Below are 20,183 nucleotides of genomic sequence, written 5' to 3'. Positions count from 1 at the left end.
GTGCCGGGTCAGCCTGCCGCAGGCTGCGGCTCGTGCTGGTCCCGCGCGACGGTCGGAGCCTCGCGCCGGAACACGTCCTTCAGGTAGAGCACCAGGGCGGCGCCGAGCACCCACAGCGGAAGGATCACCAGGGCGCGGGTCAGACCGTCGTCCTGGAACCGGGACAGGCCCTGCATCGCCCGGACGCCCACCCCGACGGGCAGGATCTCGGACAGCGGGCGCAGCCAGGCCGGAAGGTAGGCCGCCGGCATGATCCCGCCACTGCTGCTGTTTCCGAGGATCAGCAGGAGGATCGAGACGAGACTGACGCCGGCCGGGCCGAACAGCCGTAGCAGCACCATGGTCGTGGCGCCGACCGCGGCGCCCATCAGCGAGATCACGACGACGAGGGGCAGGAAGGGGCCCGGCAGGGCGCCGAAGCCGGTGCTGCCGGCGATGAGGGCGACCAGGAGGCCGCCGACGGCTCCGAACAGGGCCAGGCTGGCCATCCGCCAGCGGTACTGGAGCCGGGGCGCCAGTTGGTAGGTCGTCATGCCGAAGAGGTATCCGGCCAGGACCAGGCCGAAGGCCGCGTAGAAGACGGAGAGCCCTCGGGTGTCCCCCGCCGCTGCCGGTGCCACGTCCTCGACCGCGAGTTCATGGTGCTCCGCGTGCGCCACGGAGCCGAAGGCGGTGGTCACGGTCGCGGTGACGGCGGCTCCGTTGGCGCTGCCGTAGAGCAGCTTGCCGTCGCCGAGGTAGGCCGCGTACACGGTCCTGTCCTGGACGGCGTCCCGGGCGGCGGACGCGTCGGGGTAGGTCTCCACGGCGAAGCCGCCCGGGGCGATGCGTTCGAGGTCCTGACTCAGATGGGCCTGCGCCGTGCCGATCTCCGTCGTGCCGACGCGGAGCTGGTGCGGGTGTGGCGCGTGGAAGGCGGCGAGATAGACGCTGACGAACACGGTGCCGATCAGCAGCACGACAGCTACGGGGAGCAGGACGGCACGCAGGTTTCCGGGGCCGGGCGGCGGATGGGCCACGTCCAGGGCGTGCTTGTGGGGACGGCGAGTGGCTCGGGTGACGACTTGCTGGGACATCGGAAAAGGTTCCTCGATTAGAAGGCAACTGATAATATTTGTACATCACAATCAGCTGCCTTACAAAAGAGGTCCACTCCGTGAACCACCCCGAACGGCGCACCGGCTATGTGGCCTGGCAGATCGGCCAGATCATGGCGGCTCGGATCGAGCGCACCCTGCGCCCGTTCCAGCTGACGCTCGCCCAGAACAGCGCCCTGACGCAGGCCATCCGCGAACCGGGGGTCTCCAGCGCGACCGCGGCGCGCCGGGCGGCGATCACCCCGCAGTCCATGGGAACCGCGGTGAACGGGCTGGTGGAGCGGGGCCTCCTGGAACGGCGGACCACCCCCGGCGACAGGCGCACCCAGCGACTGCACGCCACCGAGACCGGGCTGCGGCTCGCCGCCGAGGCCGCGAAAGCACTGGACGCCACCCACGCCGAAGCGCTGCAGGTGCTGACGCCGACGGAACAGGGGCAGGCTCACTCACTGCTGCTGAAACTGTTGGCGTCGCTCAATCCCGCGGCCGTGGAGGGCGGCAGTCCATGAGCAGTCCACGAGCAGCCCGTGAAGGGTCCGCGTCGCGGACGACTCCGTCATGAAATGGGTGGGCCCCTGGTGGGATCAGCCGAGCGCCGGGTAGTCGGTGTAGCCGCGCTCGTCTCCGCCGTAGAACGTCGCGGGGTCGGGCGTGTTGAACGGGCCGCCCTGCTGGAGCCGGACCGGCAGGTCGGGGTTGGCGAGGAAAAGGGCGCCGAACGCCACCGCGTCAGCGATGCCGTCCTCGACCAGGCTCAGCGCTTCCGGGCCGGTGAAGTGCGGGCGGGCGGTGAACGGGTTCAGGATGAACGCGCCCTGCCACTGCTTGCGCAGTTGGAGGGTCAGCTCGCGGTCCGGGCCCTCCATGAGGTGGACGTAGGCCAGGCCGAGCGGGGAGAGCGCCGTCAGCAGTTCGCCGTAGAGGACCGGCAGGTCGCTCTCGACGATGTCGTTGAAGGGGTTTCCGGGCGAGATGCGGAAGCCGACGCGGTGGGATCCGATCGCGTCGGTCACCGCTTTGGCCACCTCCACGCCGAACCGGATACGGCCCTGGACGGTGCCGCCCCACCCGTCGTCACGGAGGTTGGCGTTGTCGGAGAGGAACTGCTGGATCAGGTAGCCGTTGGCGCCATGGATCTCCACCCCGTCGAAGCCCGCGGCGATCGCGTTGCGGGCGGCGGAGGCGAAGTCGGCGATCGTCTGCTCGATCTCGGCCGGCGCGAGTTCCTTCGGGGTACCGCTGGGCCGCAGGCCCTCGGCGGTGAAGACCTTGGTGTCCGCGGCCACCACCGAGGGAGCCACGGAGGTCACGCCGTCGGGCAGCAGACTCGGGTGTCCGATACGGCCGGTGTGCATGAGCTGGGCGAAGATCACACCGCCCTGCTCGTGCACGGCGTCGGTCACCCGACTCCAGGCCTCCACCTGCGCGGCGCTGTGCAGACCGGGGGTGTTGGGGTAGCCCTGTCCCACCACGCTGGGCTGGATGCCCTCGGAGATGATCAGGCCCGCCGACGCCCGCTGGGCGTAGTAGACGGCCGTCGCCTCGGTCGGCGCCTGACCAGGGCCGTAGGCACGGCTGCGCGTCATCGGCGACATCACGATGCGGTTGCTCAGAGTCGCGCCGACAAGGTTGAGCGGCTCGAATGAGGTGGTCACGGAAGCTCCCAAATATGGTCGACCAATCAATCCCGTTCGACTATACATTGGTCGCCCAAGTAAATATTTCGGGTGCAGTTTCGGGTGCGGTGAGGTGCGGTGCCGTGCCCTGCCGTGGACCGGGTCCGACGTCGACGCGACTCAGGCGCAGGCCAGGCGGTCGGTGGAAGACGACGAGAGGCGCCGCAGCCGCCGAGGCGCGGCACCATGCAGGCCGGTGCAGCCGGTGCAGTCGGGCGCCCGGCGACGGGCGGAAGCCTGGCGTGAACCGATCGGCACCGCGGCGCTCCCCCACGCCGCCTCGGATGGCGGGCATTCCGCCTGGCGGCGGGGCGATTGGCGAGAGGCACGGGCCGGACGGGCCGGCCTCAAGCGCACCGGCTCGACGTCAGGAGGCGGCCGTGCGGTTCGCGGTGTCGACGGCGTCGGGGGCGGGCGGCGGGGTCGTGAGGTTCGCCTCGATCCGGGTCAGTACCCGCATGGCCTGCTCGAACTCCGCCTTGGTGAAGCCGGCCGCGGTGGCCGCCTCCAGTTCGCGCCATGCCTGCCTGACCCGGTCCCGCAGCGCGCGGCCCGCACGGGTGGCACTCACGACGACGGCCCGGCGGTCGTCGGGGGACGGCTTGCGGGTGACGAAGCCCGACTGTTCGAGGCGCTGCAGCATCTTGGTGACGGTCGACGGGTCCAGGCCGAGCGTCTTGATCAGGTCCGACTGGCGCTGCTCGCCGCGCTCCCACAACTGCATCATCAGCAGCTCCTGGCCCGTGTAGAGGCCGGTGTCACGCAGCAGAGTGCCGGCCACGAGCCGGTGCGCACGGGCCGCACGGAAGAGGGCCTCGCTCATCGGAGCATCGGCGACGGCCGGTACGTTGCTCTCCGGCTCCTCGGCCGATCGGGATTCGCGCGACATTGACTGTTGTTCCTCCTGGCGGATAGGCCACGTCCCCGGCACTGGCGCCCGGCCGGGGACCTGTCTCACCCACCATTGTATTGGTCAGCCAAGAGAACCGCGGTTCAGCGGCAACCCGCGGTCCAGCCGCCGTCCACGCTCGCGGCCGTTCCCATGCTGCCGCCTTCCTCGGAACAAGCACTGAAAGTCACAGACGGGGGGGCGGAGTCACGCTGTCGCGGCGGTACGCCGCAGATGCGCCCACAACCGGTCCAGCAGCGGCGGAGCAGCCGTACGCCACGCCGCGATCTCCTCGGGGCTCAGCGTCTTCACCGGACCGGCGCCGTGCGCGGCGAGGTGTACCCGGCACGCGGCGTCAAGCCCGCCGAGGACACCCCGGCCTCCGCGACGATCCTCGCGCGGCTGGCCCTGGAGGCCGGGATGCCGCCGGGCGTCCTCAACGTCGTCCACGGATACGGCCCCGGCTCCGCGGGCCAGGCGCTGACCGAGAACCCGGCCGTGGACCGCATCACCTTCACCGGCGAGTCCGGCACCGGCCGGATCATCGCGGCCGCCGGGGCCCGCAACCTCACCCCCGTGAGCCTGGAGCTGGGCGGCAAGGGCGCGAACGTGGTGTTCGCAGACGCCGATCTGGACACCGCCGTGGAGTGGTCGATCAAGGCGATCTTCACCAACACCGGACAGGTCTGCCTCGCCGGTTCCCGGATCTACGTACAGCGTCCCGTCCACGACGCGTTCCTGCGGCGGTTCACGGCGGCGGCCGAAGCGCTGCTGATCGGCGACCCGAAGCAGACGTCGACCGAGATCGGCCCGCTGGCCTCCCAGGAGCACCACCAGAAGGTGCGCGGATACGTCGACAGCGTGGAAGCCGAGGGCGGCGCCCTCGTCACCGGCGGACCGGGCGAGGGCTGGACGGTCAGGCCGACCGTCGTCACCGGCCTCGGCCAGGAGTCCCGGCACGCCCGGGAGGAGATCTTCGGGCCGCTGGTGGTGGTGATCCCGTTCGACACTGAGGAGGAGGCAGTCGCTCTGGCCAACGACAGCCGGTACGGGCTCAACGCGATGCTCTTCACCGAGAACCTGCACCGCGCCCACCGGGTCTCCGCCGCGCTGCGCGCCGGAACGGTCTGGGTGAACTGCTTCTTCATCCGCGACCTGCGGGCGCCCTTCGGCGGAGTCGGCGACTCCGGCATCGGACGGGAGGGCGGGAACTTCAGCCGCGAGTTCCTCACCGAGCCGAAGGCCGTCGTGATGCAGATCCGGCCCGAGGAGGTCTGACGAGACGAGGTCCAGCGAGAGGAGATCCAGCGACGGAGATCCAGCGATCGAGGGGCGGCAAAAGAATCGTCCGGAGGTGCGGAATAAAAGCCTTGTGGCGTACGCTGACACCTAACGATTGGCCGACCAAGTAAATGGGTCGGACATCGCCACCGGCACTTACATCCGCTCCCTGGAAGAGGTCCTCCCATGACCGAGCAGCAGGCCGCCGCCCAGTTCACCCCCGACAACACCGCGATCCTCCTCATCGACCACCAGGTCGGCACCATGAGCTGGGTCGGCTCCATCGCCTTCGAGGAGATGAAGGCCAACGCCCTCGCCCTGGCCAAGGCCGCCAAGGCCCTCGACATCCCCCTCGTGCTGACCTCCTCCATGGAGGAGTACGCCCAGGGCCCCCTGCTGGCCGAGCTCGCCGACATAGCCCCCGCCGAGTTCGCCGCCCGCGTCCAGCGCCAGGGCGTCGTCAACGCCTTCGACGACGAGAACTTCGCCGCCGCCGTCAAGGCCACCGGCCGCACCAACCTCATCATCGCCGGTGTCACCAACGACGTCTGCACCGTGTTCCCCACCCTCACCGCCCTCGCGGCGGGCCACCCCGTCCAGGTCGTCGCCGACGCCGGCGGCTCCCCCGCCAAGATCGCCGACGACATCGCCATCCGCCGCATGGACAAGGCCGGCGCCACCATCACCTCCACCAACCAGCTCCTCGCCGAACTCGCCCACAACTGGACCACCGACAACGGCGGCAAGATCATCAGCATCGTCATGGAACTCCTCCCCCAGAGCTGAACCAGCGATCAGCGATCACGGAACGGGGTGTGGGGCAAGTACCGCCCGCCCCACACCCCACCTCGCCCCACCAGCACACTTCTCTCGCCCGGGAGGGCTCCATGCAGTTCGGCATCTTCAGCATCGGTGACGTCACCGCCGACCCCGCCACGGGCCGGACCCGCACCGAGCACGATCGGCTCAAGGCGATGGTCGCCACCGCGGTCAAGGCCGAAGAGGTCGGCTTCGACGTCTTCGCGACCGGTGAGCACCACAACCCGCCGTTCGTCGCCTCCTCACCGACCACCCTGCTCAGCCATATCGCCGCCCGGACCGACCGGATCGTCCTGTCGACGTCGACCACGCTGATCACCACCAACGACCCGGTGAAGATCGCCGAGGACTACGCGGTGCTCCAGCACCTCGCCGACGGACGCGTGGACCTGATGATGGGCCGCGGCAACACCGGCCCGGTCTACCCCTGGTTCGGCAAGGACATCCGCCAGGGCATCCCCCTCGCCGTCGAGAACTACGCGCTGCTGCACCGGCTGTGGCGTGAGGACGTCGTCGACTGGGAGGGCAGGTTCCGCACGGCGCTCCAGGGTTTCACCTCGACGCCGCGTCCGCTGGACGGCGTCCCGCCCTTCGTCTGGCACGGCTCCGTGCGCAGCCCCGAGATCGCCGAGCAGGCCGCGTACTACGGCGACGGCTTCTTCGTGAACAACCTCTTCGGCCCCATGAACCACTTCACGAAGCTGATCAACCTCTACCGCGAGCGTTATGCCCACTACGGCCACGGCACCCGGGAACAGGCCGTAGTCGGAGCCGGCGGCCATGTCTTCCTGCGCCGGAACTCCCAGGACGCCGTACGCGAGTACCGCCCCTACTTCGACAACTCCCCCGTCTACGGCGGCGGTCCGTCGATGGAGCAGTACATGGCGCAGACCTCGCTCACCGTCGGCAGCCCGCAGGAGGTCATCGACAAGACACTGTCCTTCCGCGACCACTTCGGCCACTACCAGCGCCAGATGTTCAACATCGACATGGCCGGGCTGCCGCTGAAGACCGTCCTGGAACAGCTCGACCTGCTCGGCGAGGAGGTCCTCCCCACACTGCGCAAGGAGTTCGACTCCGGACGCCCCGGCGACGTTCCGGACGCCCCCACCCACGCGACCCTGCTCGCCCGACGTGCCGCGCAGTCCGAGGAGGAGGCCAAGTGACCACGGACACCGCCGGGCCGCTGCATCTCGCGGTCGTGTCGGCCGGCCTGAGCGTGCCCTCCTCCACACGCCTGCTGGCCGACCGGCTGACCGAAGCGGTCCGCACCCAACTGGCCGACGCGGGAAACGAGGTCGACAACGACGCCCTCACCGGAAAGCCCGTGCCGGCCGCGGCCACCGGCCGAACGGCACGGCACTCGCTCGCCGTGGAGCACGCGCAGCGTCCGCTCTTCGCCTACCTGTGCGCGGTCGTCGTTCCGACCGCGGTGTACGCGGCCTCCGAGGACTGGGGCGGCAACGGCGACCCTCTCACCGACACGCTTCCCAACCGGATCAAGCGCGCGGCCGCCGAACTGGCCGGGCTGATGCGCGGGCGCGCGGGGACTGCCGCCCGGACGACGTCCGACGACACCGCCGTCGTCGTCGTGCCGTTCGCACAGCAGCTGGAGGCGTTGCGACCCGCCTGAGGCGCAACACGAGGAGGCACCCCATACGCAACCGTGCGCGTCTGCTGGAGGCCTCGGCCCGGCTGGTGGCCGAGGACGGGTGTCAAGCACATCACCATGGACGCCGTCGCGCGGGCCGCCTCGGTGGACAAGGGCACCGTCTTCCGACACTTCAGCGACCGGTCCAGGCTCCTGATGGCTCTGCTCGAGCATGCCGAGCAGGCCTACCAGGCGTCGTTCCTGACCGGCCTGCCGCCGCTCGGCCCGGGTGGCGGAGCCTGCTGGAGTCCGTGAAGAGGTCGGGGTGACGGGCCCCCGACGGCCCTGGCACGCCTGAACGGGGTCAGCTGATGAGTCGCGGCTCCGGGCGGTGGACGCCGCGCGGGCGGTAGCCGAGGTCGTCGGATCGGCCCAGCAGGTCGGCCAGGTACCAGACGATGGCCAGCCACATCTCGGTGCCCTGAAGACCTGGCTCCAGCCCGGGCCCAGCGGTACCGGGACCGAAGCCGAACCCCTTGCCGTCGCGCCAGCGGGACAGGGCCGCCGTCAGCTGTCCCTCGGCCCAGACGCGTATCTCGGCCGTACGGTAGCCCTCTCCCCCGGTTCCCGTCCCGAGCTGCCGGGTGCACAGCCACAAGGGGTGGGCGACATCCAGCACATTGCAGGCGTTCTCCCGCCCCGACCCGAAGTACCGGGGGTCGCGGGCGTGGTCCAGGACCGAGTCCACGACCCGTTCCGGATGCGGGACCGGCAGCCCGAACTGGGCGAACGAACCACGCGTCAGCCGGTAGTAGCCGTTGACGACCTGCAGCCGCCCGGCCTCGGCCGACGGGCTGCCCCACATGCCGCTCCAGGGATCGTTCCGGGTCAACAGCCAGCCGAACAGCGCCTCCAGCGCGCCGCTGTCCTGCTCGCCGTGCCGCAGGTTCCAGCGAGCGGCCGTGGCCCAGGCGTCGATCCAGGCCCCGGCCCCCCACGCGCCGTCGTGCCACAGCATCCCTCCCAAACGCGCGACGAGTTGAGGTGCCGTCATCTCCCGTACCCCGCGCACGGGATGGCGGAAGGAGGAACCCAGCAGATCGAGCGCGTACCCGACCGACAGAATGTGGTACAGCGCTTCCCCCTCGCCGACGAAGCCGTCGGCGTCCGCCGTCGGAAGCGGCTTGCCGAACTCCGGCACCAGGCCGGTGTCCGGCTCCTGGAGCGAGCCCAGTCGTCGCACATGCTCGTCCGCGGACAGTTGACCCGGCACCGAGCTCAGCAGCAGGTCGGCGATCTCCACGGCGTCGCAGTGCGCCCGTACGGTGGGCGCCGTACCGGGGCGGTCGACGTAATGGCCGCCGTCCCAACAGCGGGCGATGATGTCGGCGGCCTGTGCGCGGGCGGTGTCAGCGAACCGGGTAAGGGGGCGGCTCTGCGGTGCCGGCGCGGCGGGGGCGCCCCGCCGGTCACGCAGGGGGCGTGCCGGGTTCCCCGCGGCCATCGTCCACGCCGGAAGATCCTTGGTCACCACCGCTCCGGCGCCGATGACGCAGTGGTCGCCGATGGTCACCCCGTCCACCACGACCACATGGGATCCGATCCACACATCGTCGCCGACCTTGATCCCACTGCTGGTGAGCGGCTGCTGGAAGACCGGGCGGTCAGGAGCCATGGAGTGGTTGAAGCCAAGCAGTGAGGTGTGTGCGCCGATCCGCACACCGTCGCCGAGGACGACCGTGCCGCGCACCGTGGTGAAGGGGTTGAGCGTGCAGTCCGAACCGGTGGTCAACTCTCCGGTGACATAGGCATGAGCGGCGATGTACGAGTCGTCCCCGAGCCGCAGCCGGTCGGGGAACACCGCCGCGGACTCGGCGACGTAACACCGTTCCCCGATTTCGCTGTCCCCGGCGATCGCCTCCTGCCGCTCCCGCTGGGCAAGCCGCTGCTCCTCGCTCGCGGACTCGGCGAACAGCCAAGGACAGTGGTCGAAGTGCTGTACGAACACCTGCTGTTGCTGATCCATGGAGCGAACGCTAGGCAGCGGAACGCCCGTGCGGGAAGGTCCGGAAGGCCCTTGGTAAGGCTGCTGATCGCTGCCACCCTTACCTACGACGTCTAGGCTGCGGCGGCTGCTCCAACAGGAATCCAACAGGACTCAGACGGCCGGCAGCAGCATCGACAGGAACTCATTGGGGACGGGATCAGGGAGCGGTTGCAGATGAGGACCTGGCTGGAGGGGCTGTTCGGAAAGGGGCGGCCCCACACCGCAGATGACACCCCGCTGGAGAGCCGTGCGGAGATCTCGCCCGAGGAACGGGCGGTTCTGCTCGTCGGAATCCTCGACGACCCCGCGGCGCGCGAGGACGACAAGTCCGACGCGGCTATGGACCTGGAGTTCTTCTCCGGCCAGCTCGTCGAATCGTGCCTGGTCCGGATCATCCGCGCCGAGGGGTTCACCAGTGTGCTGGCCCAGGAGTGTGCGGAGTCGCTCGGCGGAATCTGGGCCAGGACCGACCGGGTGGACGCGGCCTTCATGGCGGAGCTGCGGGGTGCGGCGAAGGACGAGGTCTTCGGCATCCTCGGCGCCCGCGCCCCGCACCTGCTGCCCCCTGGCACGCGCTAGAGCTGCGTTCCGCGTTCCGCATTCCGCGCTTACGACACACCCTCCGGCAGGACTCTCCCGCCTCGTCCCTTCGCGGCGCTCGGTGCCTATCGTCAGCGGGCCGTGGGGTTCTCCCGCGACCCGCCGCGTAGCGGCCGAGCACGGCCCGGCCTGACCCACCGGGCGCAGGCTCGTCATGGACCGTTGCCGGCCCGCCCCGGCCGACCGCTACCCGCCAGGCCGTTCCAGGGTGAGCCGGTAGTGCCGCGGGTCGGCGATACCGTGCAGATCCTGGGCGGTGAGGGAGCGGTCGTCGCCGCCCAGAAGCTGGAGATGCCGCAGCTCGCGCACCGGGCGCAGCCCGAAGGAGGACTCCAGCTGCAGGTCGAGGCGGCCCTCCGTGCGGGAGAACCACCAGCGGCCGGTGACCCTGCCCTGCAGGCCCGCTCGTTGGTGGGTGCCTGTGAGGAGGCCGCCTTCGACGGAGTCGTGCGACGACGCCGCGTCCGCCGAGGGGGTGAGCTCCACCTCCAGGGACTCTCCGTGCTGGGCGTCGCTCTCGATCCTCCAGTGACCGGACTCCACGGCCCCGACCGTCTCCGCGCCTCGCCCGGAGCCGTCACCGGATTGCGGGTCGGCGGGCCGGGTGCCCAGGAGGCGGTGGACCGCGGCGACCGCCTCCTGGTCGTCGCTGCCGGGTGGCAGCTGCTCCACCTGGCCCTGCCCGGGGGGCGGGGCCGTCGTGTCGAGTGGCCAGACCAGGCACGGCTTACCGAACGAGGCCGCGTACTGGCACTGCTCCTGGACATGGGGGTCGTCGGCCGCGTCCTCAGACCACAGGAGGAGGAACAGGTCACAGGCGCCCAGTTCCTGAAGTACGGGCTCGGCCGGCAGGCCGTCGCTGTGATCCCGGGACTCGTCCAGGGCGGTCCTGGCACCGTCGGCGCGCAGTCGGCCGTCCAGGGCGGCGGCCCGGTCGGCGTCTGCGGGCGCGTAGGCGAGGAAGACCCCTGGGGACGCCGCCCGTCGGGGGCCGTCGCGCCCGTCGTCGTATGCCGTGCCGCGCTTCTCGTCGCGCTCGTTGTCGTGTTCGTCGCTGTGCTCGTCGTCGGGCATGGGCGTCTCAGGCCTCCGCGTCGTACGTGTCTGTCTCTTGGCTGTGGTACCAGGGGGCCTGCGGGTTGTAGGAGGCGAGGTAGTAGTCCGCCGTGCAGGTGAACGTCGCCGGGAACAGCTGGTGCGCCCGCTGCCTCAGGATGTTCATGGCCGCGACCTCGTTGGCCAGTCCCGCCTGGTCCTGCTGGTGCGCCGGCTTGGCCGTCTCCGCGTCCACGAGGTCCTGGGCCGCCTGGAGGTTGTCCTGCAGGAACTGGGGCCATTGTGCGGGATTATTGCTGTACGTGTAGTTGGGGGTGACCCGGTACTGGACCATCTTGGGCCACCTGAGGCCGGGGTTGTTCAGTGGTGCCGCCGGGTCCATGACGTGGGTGACCGTCGGGTGCGTCTGCTTGTACGGCTTCAGGGCCGCCTGGCTCGACTGGGTCCCCTGGACGGTCTGCCCCGAGGCGGCCCAGCCGATCTTGCCGTCTCCGAGGTTGATCGGCGGGTTGGCGGCGATCCACTGCTCGTAGCTTGCGGCGAGTCCATGGGTACCGTTCTGCATCGAAGCGCGGATGGGCCGTTCGACCTTGTTGAAGTGCTCCTGGGTGTTGGACCGGGCGGAGCCCATGAAGATGTTCGAGGCGGTGTCGTTGGCGCCCGCGACGAAGTCGCCGTTGATCGCGTGCATCGCCGTGGCAACGTTCTGCTGGCCATTGGCGCGCACCAGGTTGACGTCGGCGAGCTTCATGGTGGTGATGTCCGCCGGCTCGCCCGGCGACGAGCCGCCCCCGGTGTTGCTGAGCATCCTCTCCAGGAACAGCCAGTTGCCGAGGGTGCCGCCGCCGGGGTACACGAGGCCTGCCCCGTTCAGCGCGTCGGTATTGATACCGCCGAGTGCCCCGGCGGTGGGCGTCATGTTGGTGAACGGCTGGAAGACCGCCGCCCGCTGCAGCACGGGGTCCCCGGACTGCGGGCCCGCGCCTTGGTTGTGCCCCTCCCCGTGGCTGTGCCCGTCCCCGTGGCTGTGCTCGCGACCGGGCGGGTGCGCGTGCTCCTCGGCCCGTTCGCCCGCGGTCGTGGCGGGGGCACCATGGGTCACAGCACTGCGCATGACCCGGACGGCGTTGGCCTCGGCCTCACGCTCGAACCGGTCGGAGGGGTCGGAGACCCTCAGCCCGGAGCCGTTGTCGGTGCCCGCGACGGGGCCTTGGCGCTGCTGGAGGACATGGGTGAGCTCGTGGGCCAGGGTGTGCCGGTCACCGCCGCCCTCCCCGATGACGACGTGGCTGCCGGAGGTGTAGGCGCGAGCGCCGACCTCGGCGGCGGAGGCCCGAGCGGCACTGTCGTCATGGATGCGGACGTCGGAGAATTCGGCGCCCAGTCGGCCCTCCATCTCGGAGCGCACCGCAGCGTCCAGCGGACGGCCAGGCGTGTGCAGGACGTTCTGCACGGTCGAACGCTGCACCGCAGGCAGATGCCCCGCCGCGCCGACCCGCTCCCCCGGTCCTCCCGCCCCTGCCTGGCGGAGCATCTGGACCACGGCCCGGTTCCCCGCGGCGGCCTGCAGCGCCATCAGGCCCGACACCGATGTCCGGCTGCCACCGCGGGATGAGCGGGCCGGTATGCCGGCCCGTCCGGCAGCCTGGGTCCAGACGTCGTCTCGAGCATGCAAAAGGGGCCTCTTCCCGCGCAGAAACAGCGACCCTCCCTGCATACGCGCCCTGCGGCCGCGGCACCAGGGACCGAAGGGCAGACCCATGTGCCCCAAAGATCATCTGGCCCCGTGTCCGTCGGTGAGTGAGACGAGTAACGTCCGGTCGTGGCCGGGCGGCCGGTGTTCACACGATCAGCCTGAGCCGAGCCACAGCCCGACAGACGTCTGCAGGCCCGCCTGCCGTCGAGGCCCCGCCCCAGGTCAGGGCTGGCGCCGCCCGAAGCCGACATAGGCGTAGGCGAACCCCTCGCCCTCGCGCGGCGCCCGGGTCCACGACCGGGTGGTGAAGGTGCGGAGCCTGCCCCGGGTCAGCGCGAACCGGGGAAGCGACAGCCCGAGTTCGGCGTGCAGGGCCTCCAACACACGCAGTTCGCCGTCCAGTTCACCTCTCTTCTCGCGGAACAGCAATGCAGGGTCCAGGGCTTCGGGGATCGCACCGGAGCGCTCGATCTGCGTACCCCGCACGGTGAACGCGTAGAGCTCCTCCCCCTGTTCGGCCACCGACAGGTGGAACGCGGCCGGGCGGCCACCCTGGGACGAGCTCCTCGGATCGCGCCACACCACCACCGCACGGCCGGACGCGGAGGCCGCCACAGCAGGAGAAGAGAACAGCTTGCTCATCAGGCGGGAGTCGCCGTCGAAGGCAAAGGCCCACCCTTCGGCGGTACGGCCGACGGCGACCACCGCCCGGTCCTCCCAGAGTTCCACGCCCTCTCGCTCATGAGGCTTGGGCGCACGCCGGGACGCCTCACGCGGATCCGCGGGCGCGCTCAGTCCGGCGCCTTCCTCTCCTATCAGAGCGGGCAGACGGGCGGGGTCGATCCCCTCGACCCAGATACAGCGGTATCCGTCGAGCGGCCGCCGGTCCGCCGCAGGCTCCGCCAGCCAGACGAGGCCCGGCGGGTCGAGATCGGGCACCGGCCCGGGAACGGGCCCCGCCTCCCCGGACCGCGGCGTCGCAAGGATCTCCCGCCCACGCTCCGGGGTGATCAGCGCGCCCAGCACCGGATCGGCGAGCAGGCCGATCGGGGCGATCAGCGAGGGCCCGGGCGCCTCCCACAGCGGGAGCGCATCCCGCAGCATCCGCCACGCGGCGTCGGTCGCCCCCCAGCCGGCCGCCTCCCGGGCCTCGGCGACGGCCCGGCCCCACGGGCCGGGAGGCGTGTAGCGATGGACGCCGTCCCGCATCGCGCCCAGCACGGTCTCGACGGTCTCCCGGGCGGCCCCGCGCGCGGCCATCATCCCGAGCCAGTGCTCGTCCCCGCCCAGCCGCCATTCGCCTCGTGCCGGCGTCATGGCCTGCACAGGCAGAATCTCGGGCAGGTAGCGCGGATCGGCCACCAGGCTGCCGTAATCCCGGGAGTTGCGCGGGGCCAGCAGATGCCGGAGCTGGTTCAGCAGGACGGCGCTGTGCGGCCGTCCGAAGGACAGCGCCTCCTCGAGCAGGGGCAGAGCCTCCTCGTACCGTCCGCGCAGGGCCAGCAGTCGGGCCTCCTCCACATGGGCGTCCTGGGCGAGCGTGGTCGCGTTCACGAAGTCGGCTCGCTGCGCCCGGTCGGAGTGGAAGCCGCGGTACATGGCCTCCAGGTACGCGCGAAACGACGGGTAACGGTCCGGGTATTCACCGCCCCAACCCTTGTAGACGTAGAGCGCCCACTCACCGTCCTGGTCTGTGTCGCCGGGGTCGAGCAGGGCGTACGACATGTCGGAGTCCGTCTCCAGCCGCAGCGCCCGCCGCCACATCCCGGCCAGCAGGACCTCCGCCTCGCCCGGGTCGTCGCCCAGACTCTCCTCGTACAGCGGGGTCATGTCGAACGGATCCCCGAACCAGCCGATCTCCGCGACGCCGCCGAGGCAGTAGACCCCGGCCGTCTGATCCACGTGCCACCCGTCGCTCACGGCCAGGAACTCCCGGTACGAAGGCGGCAGCCGCCGCCCCAGCCGCTCCTCGGCCGCGGCAATCGCCGACTCGCCCGCTCCGGGCCTGCCCAGGTGGACGGCCGTCTGCCCGCCGTCGTCCGCGCCCTCATCCGCGCGCGGAACCCACTCGTCCTGCCAACGCCCCAGGAACTCGTGCCAGTTGAAAGAATCGCCGCTCATGGCCGCATGGTGCCATCCGGCACTGACAACGGCCCCGAAGCGCCCTGACTTCGGTGCGCGGCAGGCCAACAGCGCGCATGTCGTGGACGAGTGGCCGCCCCCGTCCCCGTTGGAGACCCGGCCATGATGGCCGATCGCTCGGGTCATGGCAGCGCGTCCCGGTGACGGCGCAGCCGCGGACGTGGACGTGGTGCGCCACGTCGCCCAGGCCCTGGACGTGCCGGACGCCGCGAGTGGCCTGCCCGACCTGATCGCCTCGCTGGGCGGGTCGACCTCGCTGAGCGACCTGGGCATGCCCGGGTCCGGCCTGGCCCGTGCGGCCCCGCCACCACCGGGGGCACGTCGACCCGGCTCACCGAACAGGTTGTCGCGAGCTTGGCCGAGATGCCCGACGACCGCGTCCGAACCCCGCTCACCGGAGGTCGCGTACGGCAGCGACATCTCCGACGGCCTGCCCGGAATCCCGCTGTGGGTGGACGCCCCGATCACGGACGCCGCCGGTGGGCCGGTGAAGGACACGGTCCTCGACGTCCGGCAGTCCGACGAGGACGGTGCGCAAGGTCAGGACGACGGCCCGCACTCGGTGTTGTCCTGGCCGGATTCGGGGTGCAGCTCCGCGTACACCGGCGCGAACTCGAAGGGGTACTCCACGCAGTCCGCTCCCGCGAAGCACTGGGCGGCGTGCCGGCGCATCCGGGGCCCGTACGTCGGGTGGCCGATCAGGTCGGTGTAGGTCTCCCGTTCGGGCAGGCTCAGGAGGTCCGCCGTGTCGGCGAGGTAGACGTCGAAGCCCGGGTACATGAGCCCCAGGTACGGCAGGTCGTCCAGGTCGAGGGCGAACACCGGGTACTCGCCCTCCCCGTCCGGCTCGGTGACGGCAAGGATCCGTCGTGAGTCCGACCCACCGGGGAGGAGGAAGCACTCGGAGAGGCGTCCGGACAGCCACGCGAACTCCTTGCCCCAGAACTCGCCCATCTCGTCCCCGACCAGCCGGTCGAGCGGCCGCGGCGCGAACCCGCCGTCCGGAGTGAACCAGCCGTGGCGCTCCAGCAGGCTGGTGTCGTAGGCCAGCCATGCGCGCAGGCTGGGCGACAGCGGACGCCCGGACGGGAACACCGCCGTCGCGAGCCTGTCTTCGGCCATCGGCCTGGGGACTCCGCCCTCCACCCAGGGCACGTTGACGTACGGCAGCAGATACGGCAGCGCACTCGCTGCCGGATCGCAGCGCACCACGTCGATGACCCGTTCCGTCAACGGCACTCCGTGCATGGGACTTACCTCTCGTTCGATCGTCTTGGGGGTGGGGTCAGGGGAGGAAGGGGCGGATCCAGTCCGCGAAGCGCTGTCCCAGTTCCGTCTGCGCCGCTGCGAGGACGGCGTCGGGGTCCTCCGCCGCCGGCAGGCCGAAGTGCTGGTCGAGCCAGGCCACGTACTCCTCGTGGGAGTCGGTGTGGGGCTCGTCCTCGTCGCGGTAGAAGTAGGCGCTCTCGTGGTCGACGCTGATCTCTTCGTCGAAGCCGAGGAGTTGGAAGAACTCCCGCAGGTGCCGGGCGACGACGTGTTCCCCGCCCTCGTCGCCGAAGACGACCACGGGCAGGGTGGCCGGATCGGGCCGGTCGTCGATCTTCCAGAGCGCGTAGAACGAGCCGCCGCCGGTGGCCTGTGCGAAGGGAAGCAGGCAGTCGGTGAACTCCCGGGCGTCGGACCAGCCGGCGACCAGGCCGGAGATGTCTCCGAATTCCGTCAGACCGAATCCCCCGGCGAAGTTCTCGTAACCGACCTTGTCCTGAAAGTCCTTCAGGAGGTTGAGTTCTTCGACGGGCGAGTAGGCATTGTTCATGACATCTCCAAGTCGAGAAAAGTTGCCCTGCCGGTCGCCGCCCCGGGCTGGTTCGGCGACCGCCCGACGGCCTCCGGCGACGGCGAGTTCGACGAGCCGGCGCATCCGCCACAGCGGGGAGTCGGCGAGGGCCGACACGGCGGGGAGGGCTTCCGGCGGTGGGAAGTGCGCGCCCCGGAGGGGGTCGTAGCCGAGGTCCGCGCGGCCCAGCCAGTCCGCGGGGAGTCGCAGGATCGCCTCCTGGCTGTCGGCGGGCTGGAGACGGATCAGGGGTCGGTCCTCCGGTGTGCCGGGGCCCGGTTCGCGGGCGAGCAGACCGTCCCCCGGGGCGCCTACTACGGCCAGCGGGCCGGCAGCCCAGGATAGGCCGACGAGCGGGGTGGCCCGCACCTCCCTGCCGGAGCCGAGCGTGGCCGTGGCGGCGGGTCGGGCGGGGCCGCGGTGCACCGGCTTGCCGGGCTTGACGTCGGCGACGGTGAACCAGCGGCCGTCCTCGGTGACCAGGTGGGTGACGACGCCGCCGTAATCGGTGGCAGTGAGCACCGGCTCCCGGCAGACCCACCGCGCCGGTGGCGGGAACTCCCGCACTGAGTACGGCCGCGGCGGCGCTGCGGAGTCCGCCGGCGGCGGTCACCTGGACGGGGGTGGGGCCCGAGGGCTCCTCGGTGACCGGCGACCCGTTCGAGGCCTCGTCGTGCTCGTCGGCCTCCGGCGCCTCGGCGGCGGCGGGGGCTCCGCCGGCGGGCTCGGCGGGACGACCTCGACGCCGTCCCCGCGTGGAGGCGCATCGCGAGCTCGACACGGCAGTCCGCCCGCTGTCGGCGTTCGGGCGTTGCGCCGGGGAGGCTGCCTGCGCAGAGAAGTTGACCGCCGGCCCCGGCCGGTTGGCAGCCGGCTCCGCATGCTGTCAGTCGGTGTGCCTACTGTTGTTCCCGACTCTGTCTTCAGGCCGCGGACACCGTTCGTCGTGCACGCGGTCGCACTGCTCGGGAGCCCGCACGTGATGTCCGCCCTCTCCACCCCCGCCGTCCACGACGACTGGGAGCGATCGTTGACGCAGGCCTTCGGCGTCCTGCTCGGCCGCCCGCTCTCGGACTTCGACCCCGGTGCGGAATACGCCGTCTACTACAGCGGCAACTGGCTCTACGAGACCGGGTCCAACACGGATCCCGCCTGGCTGGAGCCGGCCGCCCTCGCCGGCCGGGAGACGACAACCGACGAGAACCTGCTGCTGCTCGACGAGGTGGGCTACCCGGCGCTGCGGTTCGACGCGAGCCGGTCGCTGTTCGAGATCGACATCTACGCTGCGGAGTTCCCGGCTGCCTTCAAGGAAGAGCTGGCCGCTGTCGATCTGGCCGGTTCCGGCAGACTGCCGGAGGTCCGAGGCGTCGATCTGGCACGTCTGACGGCACGTCACGGGGTCGACCTCACGTCATCCGGTCCGCCCGAGAACGCATGGTGTCTGACGCGGGCCAGGATCGTCTCGGACGGCACGCTCCTCGATGCCCTGCGGGCAGCCACCGGCATGGGCCAGGGCCCCGACAGCCTCGTGCCGAGCGGGAAGGCCGACGCGGAGACGGAGGCCGCGATCGCGGCCGTGGAGCACCCCGGCATCCGGGCGCACCTGCGCGCGTTCGGCGACCCCGGCTCGGACGACATCGCCCTCTGTCTCTACAGCATGCGCAAGTCCTGGGAGGAGAACGGTCCGCTGGTGGCCGAGTGGCAAGGGGCCGTCGACCAGTACGAGATCACCGTGCAGCAGGTCGGGGCATGACGCCCGCCAACTGTTTTCGCCTGCTCGTGCCTCACGACCGGGGGCGGAAGTAGGCCTCGGTGGATTCCTTGCCGACGACGGTGGCAACGCAGCGATAGACCCGCAGGCCGTCGGCGTACGACAGCTGTGACGGCGGAACGACGTCGATGGTCCAGTCCGCGAGGGCGATGTCCCGTGCCTTGCCGAGCCGGGACTTGGCCAGGACGTCGCGTGAGCAGAGTTTGCGCACGGTGGGGTGCCGGGCCAGCTCCCGCTGGTCGATGGTCATGCCGTCGGCGGGCAGCGGTGCGATGGCGAAGGTCTCCCAGGGGTGCTCGACGAGGCAGTCGGAGCGGTTGACGGTGACCATGCCCGAGATGGCGACGATGCCGCCCCAGCACTCCGCTGTCTCGGTGCAGCGCGCGTCGGCCCCGGGCACCGCGGCCGCGGGGCAGTCCTCGGTGGTGGTCGTCACCCTGAAGTCGGTGGCGGCGGAGGTTGGCGTGGCCGACTGCGAGGCCCGCGACGTCGTGCTTCCGGCGGAGCCGTGGTCGGATCCCGTCGACGCCGAACCGCTCCCGTCCGCCAGAACCGCGGTGACCCCGACCACCGCCAAGGCTGCGATCGCCGCGAGCGCGAGCACTGTCGATCGCCGTCGGCCGCCGCGCTGTTCGACCCCGGCCACGGTCGGCGGCGGCGGCACGGAGACCGACGCCGGAGGCGTGGCCGACAGGCCGGTCGAGGACGACGTGCTGTGCGGTGCACGCAGGTCGGCCGCGGCCAGGGCGTCGCGCAGGGCCTCGGCACTGGCCGGGCGGTCGGCCGGATCGGCGGCCATGGCTTGCCGCAGGACTGCCATGAGCGCCGGGGGCACACCTGGCACGTCGGGCAACGGCCAGGTGTGCCGCACGATGACCTCGGCGAGACTGAGGCTGCCCTGTTCGGGAGCGTGCGCCGGGCGGCCGTACAGCAGGGCGTAGACGGTCGCGCCCAGGGAGTACAGATCCCCCGCGGGCGTGGGATCGGCCAGGCGGAATGCCTCCGGCGGGGCGTACGCGGGTGTCAGCGCCTCACGGGTGACCGAGAGTTCCTGACCGGGCCGAGGCATGGCGGCAAGTCCGAAGTCGGCCAGGGCGACCTCGCCGTACTGGTTGACCATGATGTTTCCCGGCTTGATGTCACGGTGCAGCACTCCGGCGGCATGCGCCGCGGCGAGCGCGTCGGCGATGCGCACGCCGATGCTTCGCGCCTCCTCGACGCGAAACGCCCCCTGCTTGTGCAGCCGGTCGCCGAGCGATCCTCCTGGGCACAGCTCCAGCACCATGTAGGGCCGGCCGTCGGCGAGGACTCCGGCGTCATACACCGCCACCACGTTCGGATGGCCCGACAGCTGGCCGGCGGCAGTGACCTCGCGCAAGAACCGCTGCCGGTCACGCGCGCCCGCCAGCACACGGCTGTCCACCTTCAGCGCGACCTCCCGTCCGACCGCCAGCTGACGCGCCCGGTACACGGTGGCGAATCCGCCTTGGCCGAGGACTTCCAGAACCTCGTATCCGGACAGGCCCAACAGTTCGGAGTGCATGGCGCTGACACCTTCAGGGGGACGGGGAGAAGAATGGACAGGACGGCGACTGTAGCCCGCCCCACCGACTTCAGGGCCTGGGCCCCTACGACAGGGGAGAGTTTCGCGTGTGCGGCACAGCCGGGCTCGGAGAAT

The 20,183-nt window shown here is 71.0% G+C and carries 17 protein-coding genes and 1 pseudogene; 8 read left to right on the top strand and 10 right to left on the bottom strand.

Annotated features, from left to right (window positions below):
- Nucleotides 1-8: 8 nt before the first annotated feature.
- Nucleotides 9-1,076, bottom strand: a complete 1,068-nt coding sequence (locus ABZ725_RS42350) for an ABC transporter permease (RefSeq protein ID WP_358807692.1) — start codon at nucleotides 1,074-1,076, stop codon at nucleotides 9-11.
- Between the two features lie 80 nt (nucleotides 1,077-1,156).
- Here ABZ725_RS42350 and ABZ725_RS42345 point away from each other — a divergent pair, with 80 nt between their 5' ends.
- Entirely contained in the window at nucleotides 1,157-1,606 is a 450-nt protein-coding gene (locus ABZ725_RS42345) for a MarR family winged helix-turn-helix transcriptional regulator (RefSeq protein ID WP_358807691.1), read from the top strand.
- Between the two features lie 75 nt (nucleotides 1,607-1,681).
- Here ABZ725_RS42345 and ABZ725_RS42340 read toward each other — a convergent pair whose 3' ends face one another.
- Together ABZ725_RS42340 and ABZ725_RS42335 are read right to left on the bottom strand one after the other, a co-directional pair.
- Nucleotides 1,682-2,752: an alkene reductase gene (locus ABZ725_RS42340; RefSeq protein ID WP_358807690.1), complete on the bottom strand. Its 1,071-nt coding sequence runs from the start codon at nucleotides 2,750-2,752 to the stop codon at nucleotides 1,682-1,684.
- Nucleotides 2,753-3,140: 388 nt separating this feature from the next.
- Entirely contained in the window at nucleotides 3,141-3,662 is a 522-nt protein-coding gene (locus ABZ725_RS42335; RefSeq protein WP_358807689.1) for a MarR family transcriptional regulator, read from the bottom strand.
- A 324-nt stretch (nucleotides 3,663-3,986) separates the two neighbouring features.
- On the opposite strand from ABZ725_RS42335, the gene ABZ725_RS42330 reads away from it, so the two are divergent.
- The 5 genes and pseudogenes from ABZ725_RS42330 to ABZ725_RS42310 all read left to right on the top strand — a co-directional run.
- Complete coding sequence (locus tag ABZ725_RS42330; protein WP_358807688.1) at nucleotides 3,987-4,940, top strand: aldehyde dehydrogenase family protein; 954 nt, start codon at nucleotides 3,987-3,989, stop codon at nucleotides 4,938-4,940.
- Between the two features lie 189 nt (nucleotides 4,941-5,129).
- Nucleotides 5,130-5,729 carry an isochorismatase family protein gene (locus tag ABZ725_RS42325; protein ID WP_358807687.1) on the top strand — a complete coding sequence of 200 codons (600 nt, stop codon included), beginning with the start codon at nucleotides 5,130-5,132 and terminating at the stop codon, nucleotides 5,727-5,729.
- Between the two features lie 101 nt (nucleotides 5,730-5,830).
- Nucleotides 5,831-6,928, top strand: a complete 1,098-nt coding sequence (locus ABZ725_RS42320; RefSeq protein ID WP_358807686.1) for an LLM class flavin-dependent oxidoreductase — start codon at nucleotides 5,831-5,833, stop codon at nucleotides 6,926-6,928.
- A complete protein-coding gene (locus ABZ725_RS42315; RefSeq protein WP_358807685.1) occupies nucleotides 6,925-7,395 on the top strand; it encodes an NAD(P)H-dependent oxidoreductase in 471 nt (156 codons plus the stop codon). The genes ABZ725_RS42320 and ABZ725_RS42315 overlap by 4 nt, the downstream gene beginning before the upstream one ends.
- Nucleotides 7,392-7,644: pseudogene (locus ABZ725_RS42310) on the top strand (TetR family transcriptional regulator); the annotation flags it as partial. The gene ABZ725_RS42315 and the pseudogene ABZ725_RS42310, both read left to right, overlap by 4 nt.
- 73 nt (nucleotides 7,645-7,717) lie before the next feature.
- Here ABZ725_RS42310 and ABZ725_RS42305 read toward each other — a convergent pair.
- On the bottom strand, nucleotides 7,718-9,379 hold the full coding sequence (locus ABZ725_RS42305) for an acyltransferase (RefSeq protein WP_358807684.1): 1,662 nt from the start codon (nucleotides 9,377-9,379) through the stop codon (nucleotides 7,718-7,720).
- Between the two features lie 195 nt (nucleotides 9,380-9,574).
- On the opposite strand from ABZ725_RS42305, the gene ABZ725_RS42300 reads away from it, so the two are divergent.
- Complete coding sequence (locus ABZ725_RS42300; protein WP_358807683.1) at nucleotides 9,575-9,979, top strand: hypothetical protein; 405 nt, start codon at nucleotides 9,575-9,577, stop codon at nucleotides 9,977-9,979.
- A gap of 207 nt (nucleotides 9,980-10,186) precedes the next feature.
- On the opposite strand, the gene ABZ725_RS42295 is transcribed toward ABZ725_RS42300, so the two are convergent.
- The 5 genes from ABZ725_RS42295 to ABZ725_RS42275 all read right to left on the bottom strand — a co-directional run bounded on the left by ABZ725_RS42295 (nucleotide 10,187) and on the right by ABZ725_RS42275 (nucleotide 17,256).
- Nucleotides 10,187-11,074 carry a TIR domain-containing protein gene (locus ABZ725_RS42295; RefSeq protein ID WP_358807682.1) on the bottom strand — a complete coding sequence of 296 codons (888 nt, stop codon included), beginning with the start codon at nucleotides 11,072-11,074 and terminating at the stop codon, nucleotides 10,187-10,189.
- Between the two features lie 7 nt (nucleotides 11,075-11,081).
- Nucleotides 11,082-12,632, bottom strand: coding sequence for a DUF4157 domain-containing protein (locus tag ABZ725_RS42290; RefSeq protein WP_358807681.1), 1,551 nt, complete (start codon nucleotides 12,630-12,632; stop codon nucleotides 11,082-11,084).
- A gap of 342 nt (nucleotides 12,633-12,974) precedes the next feature.
- Entirely contained in the window at nucleotides 12,975-14,873 is a 1,899-nt protein-coding gene (locus ABZ725_RS42285) for an SMI1/KNR4 family protein (protein ID WP_358807680.1), read from the bottom strand.
- A 561-nt stretch (nucleotides 14,874-15,434) separates the two neighbouring features.
- The gene (locus tag ABZ725_RS42280) at nucleotides 15,435-16,142 is read right to left on the bottom strand and encodes a hypothetical protein (protein WP_358807679.1); all 708 of its coding nucleotides are present in this window, start codon (nucleotides 16,140-16,142) and stop codon (nucleotides 15,435-15,437) included.
- Between the two features lie 37 nt (nucleotides 16,143-16,179).
- On the bottom strand, nucleotides 16,180-17,256 hold the full coding sequence (locus ABZ725_RS42275) for a hypothetical protein (RefSeq protein ID WP_358807678.1): 1,077 nt from the start codon (nucleotides 17,254-17,256) through the stop codon (nucleotides 16,180-16,182).
- 424 nt (nucleotides 17,257-17,680) lie between these two features.
- Between ABZ725_RS42275 and ABZ725_RS42270 the strand changes: the two genes are divergently transcribed.
- Nucleotides 17,681-18,487, top strand: coding sequence for a hypothetical protein (locus ABZ725_RS42270; protein WP_358807677.1), 807 nt, complete (start codon nucleotides 17,681-17,683; stop codon nucleotides 18,485-18,487).
- A 31-nt stretch (nucleotides 18,488-18,518) separates the two neighbouring features.
- On the opposite strand, the gene ABZ725_RS42265 is transcribed toward ABZ725_RS42270, so the two are convergent.
- On the bottom strand, nucleotides 18,519-20,048 hold the full coding sequence (locus ABZ725_RS42265) for a serine/threonine-protein kinase (protein WP_358807676.1): 1,530 nt from the start codon (nucleotides 20,046-20,048) through the stop codon (nucleotides 18,519-18,521).
- Nucleotides 20,049-20,183: the final 135 nt, after the last annotated feature.

It is taken from the genome of Streptomyces sp. NPDC006872 (assembly GCF_040635845.1).
Lineage (GTDB): Bacteria > Actinomycetota > Actinomycetes > Streptomycetales > Streptomycetaceae > Streptomyces.
This window is presented reverse-complemented; position numbering and strand designations above follow the sequence as displayed.

Coding starts and splice junctions, on each gene's coding strand:
- ABZ725_RS42350 (WP_358807692.1), bottom strand. CDS start 1,076: ATGTCCCAGCAAGTCGTCACCCGAGCCACTCGCCGTCCCCACAAGCAC.
- ABZ725_RS42335 (WP_358807689.1), bottom strand. CDS start 3,662: ATGTCGCGCGAATCCCGATCGGCCGAGGAGCCGGAGAGCAACGTACCG.
- ABZ725_RS42325 (WP_358807687.1), top strand. CDS start 5,130: ATGACCGAGCAGCAGGCCGCCGCCCAGTTCACCCCCGACAACACCGCG.
- ABZ725_RS42320 (WP_358807686.1), top strand. CDS start 5,831: ATGCAGTTCGGCATCTTCAGCATCGGTGACGTCACCGCCGACCCCGCC.
- ABZ725_RS42305 (WP_358807684.1), bottom strand. CDS start 9,379: ATGGATCAGCAACAGCAGGTGTTCGTACAGCACTTCGACCACTGTCCT.
- ABZ725_RS42300 (WP_358807683.1), top strand. CDS start 9,575: ATGAGGACCTGGCTGGAGGGGCTGTTCGGAAAGGGGCGGCCCCACACC.
- ABZ725_RS42295 (WP_358807682.1), bottom strand. CDS start 11,074: ATGCCCGACGACGAGCACAGCGACGAACACGACAACGAGCGCGACGAG.
- ABZ725_RS42290 (WP_358807681.1), bottom strand. CDS start 12,632: ATGGCGCTGCAGGCCGCCGCGGGGAACCGGGCCGTGGTCCAGATGCTC.
- ABZ725_RS42285 (WP_358807680.1), bottom strand. CDS start 14,873: ATGAGCGGCGATTCTTTCAACTGGCACGAGTTCCTGGGGCGTTGGCAG.
- ABZ725_RS42280 (WP_358807679.1), bottom strand. CDS start 16,142: ATGCACGGAGTGCCGTTGACGGAACGGGTCATCGACGTGGTGCGCTGC.
- ABZ725_RS42265 (WP_358807676.1), bottom strand. CDS start 20,048: ATGCACTCCGAACTGTTGGGCCTGTCCGGATACGAGGTTCTGGAAGTC.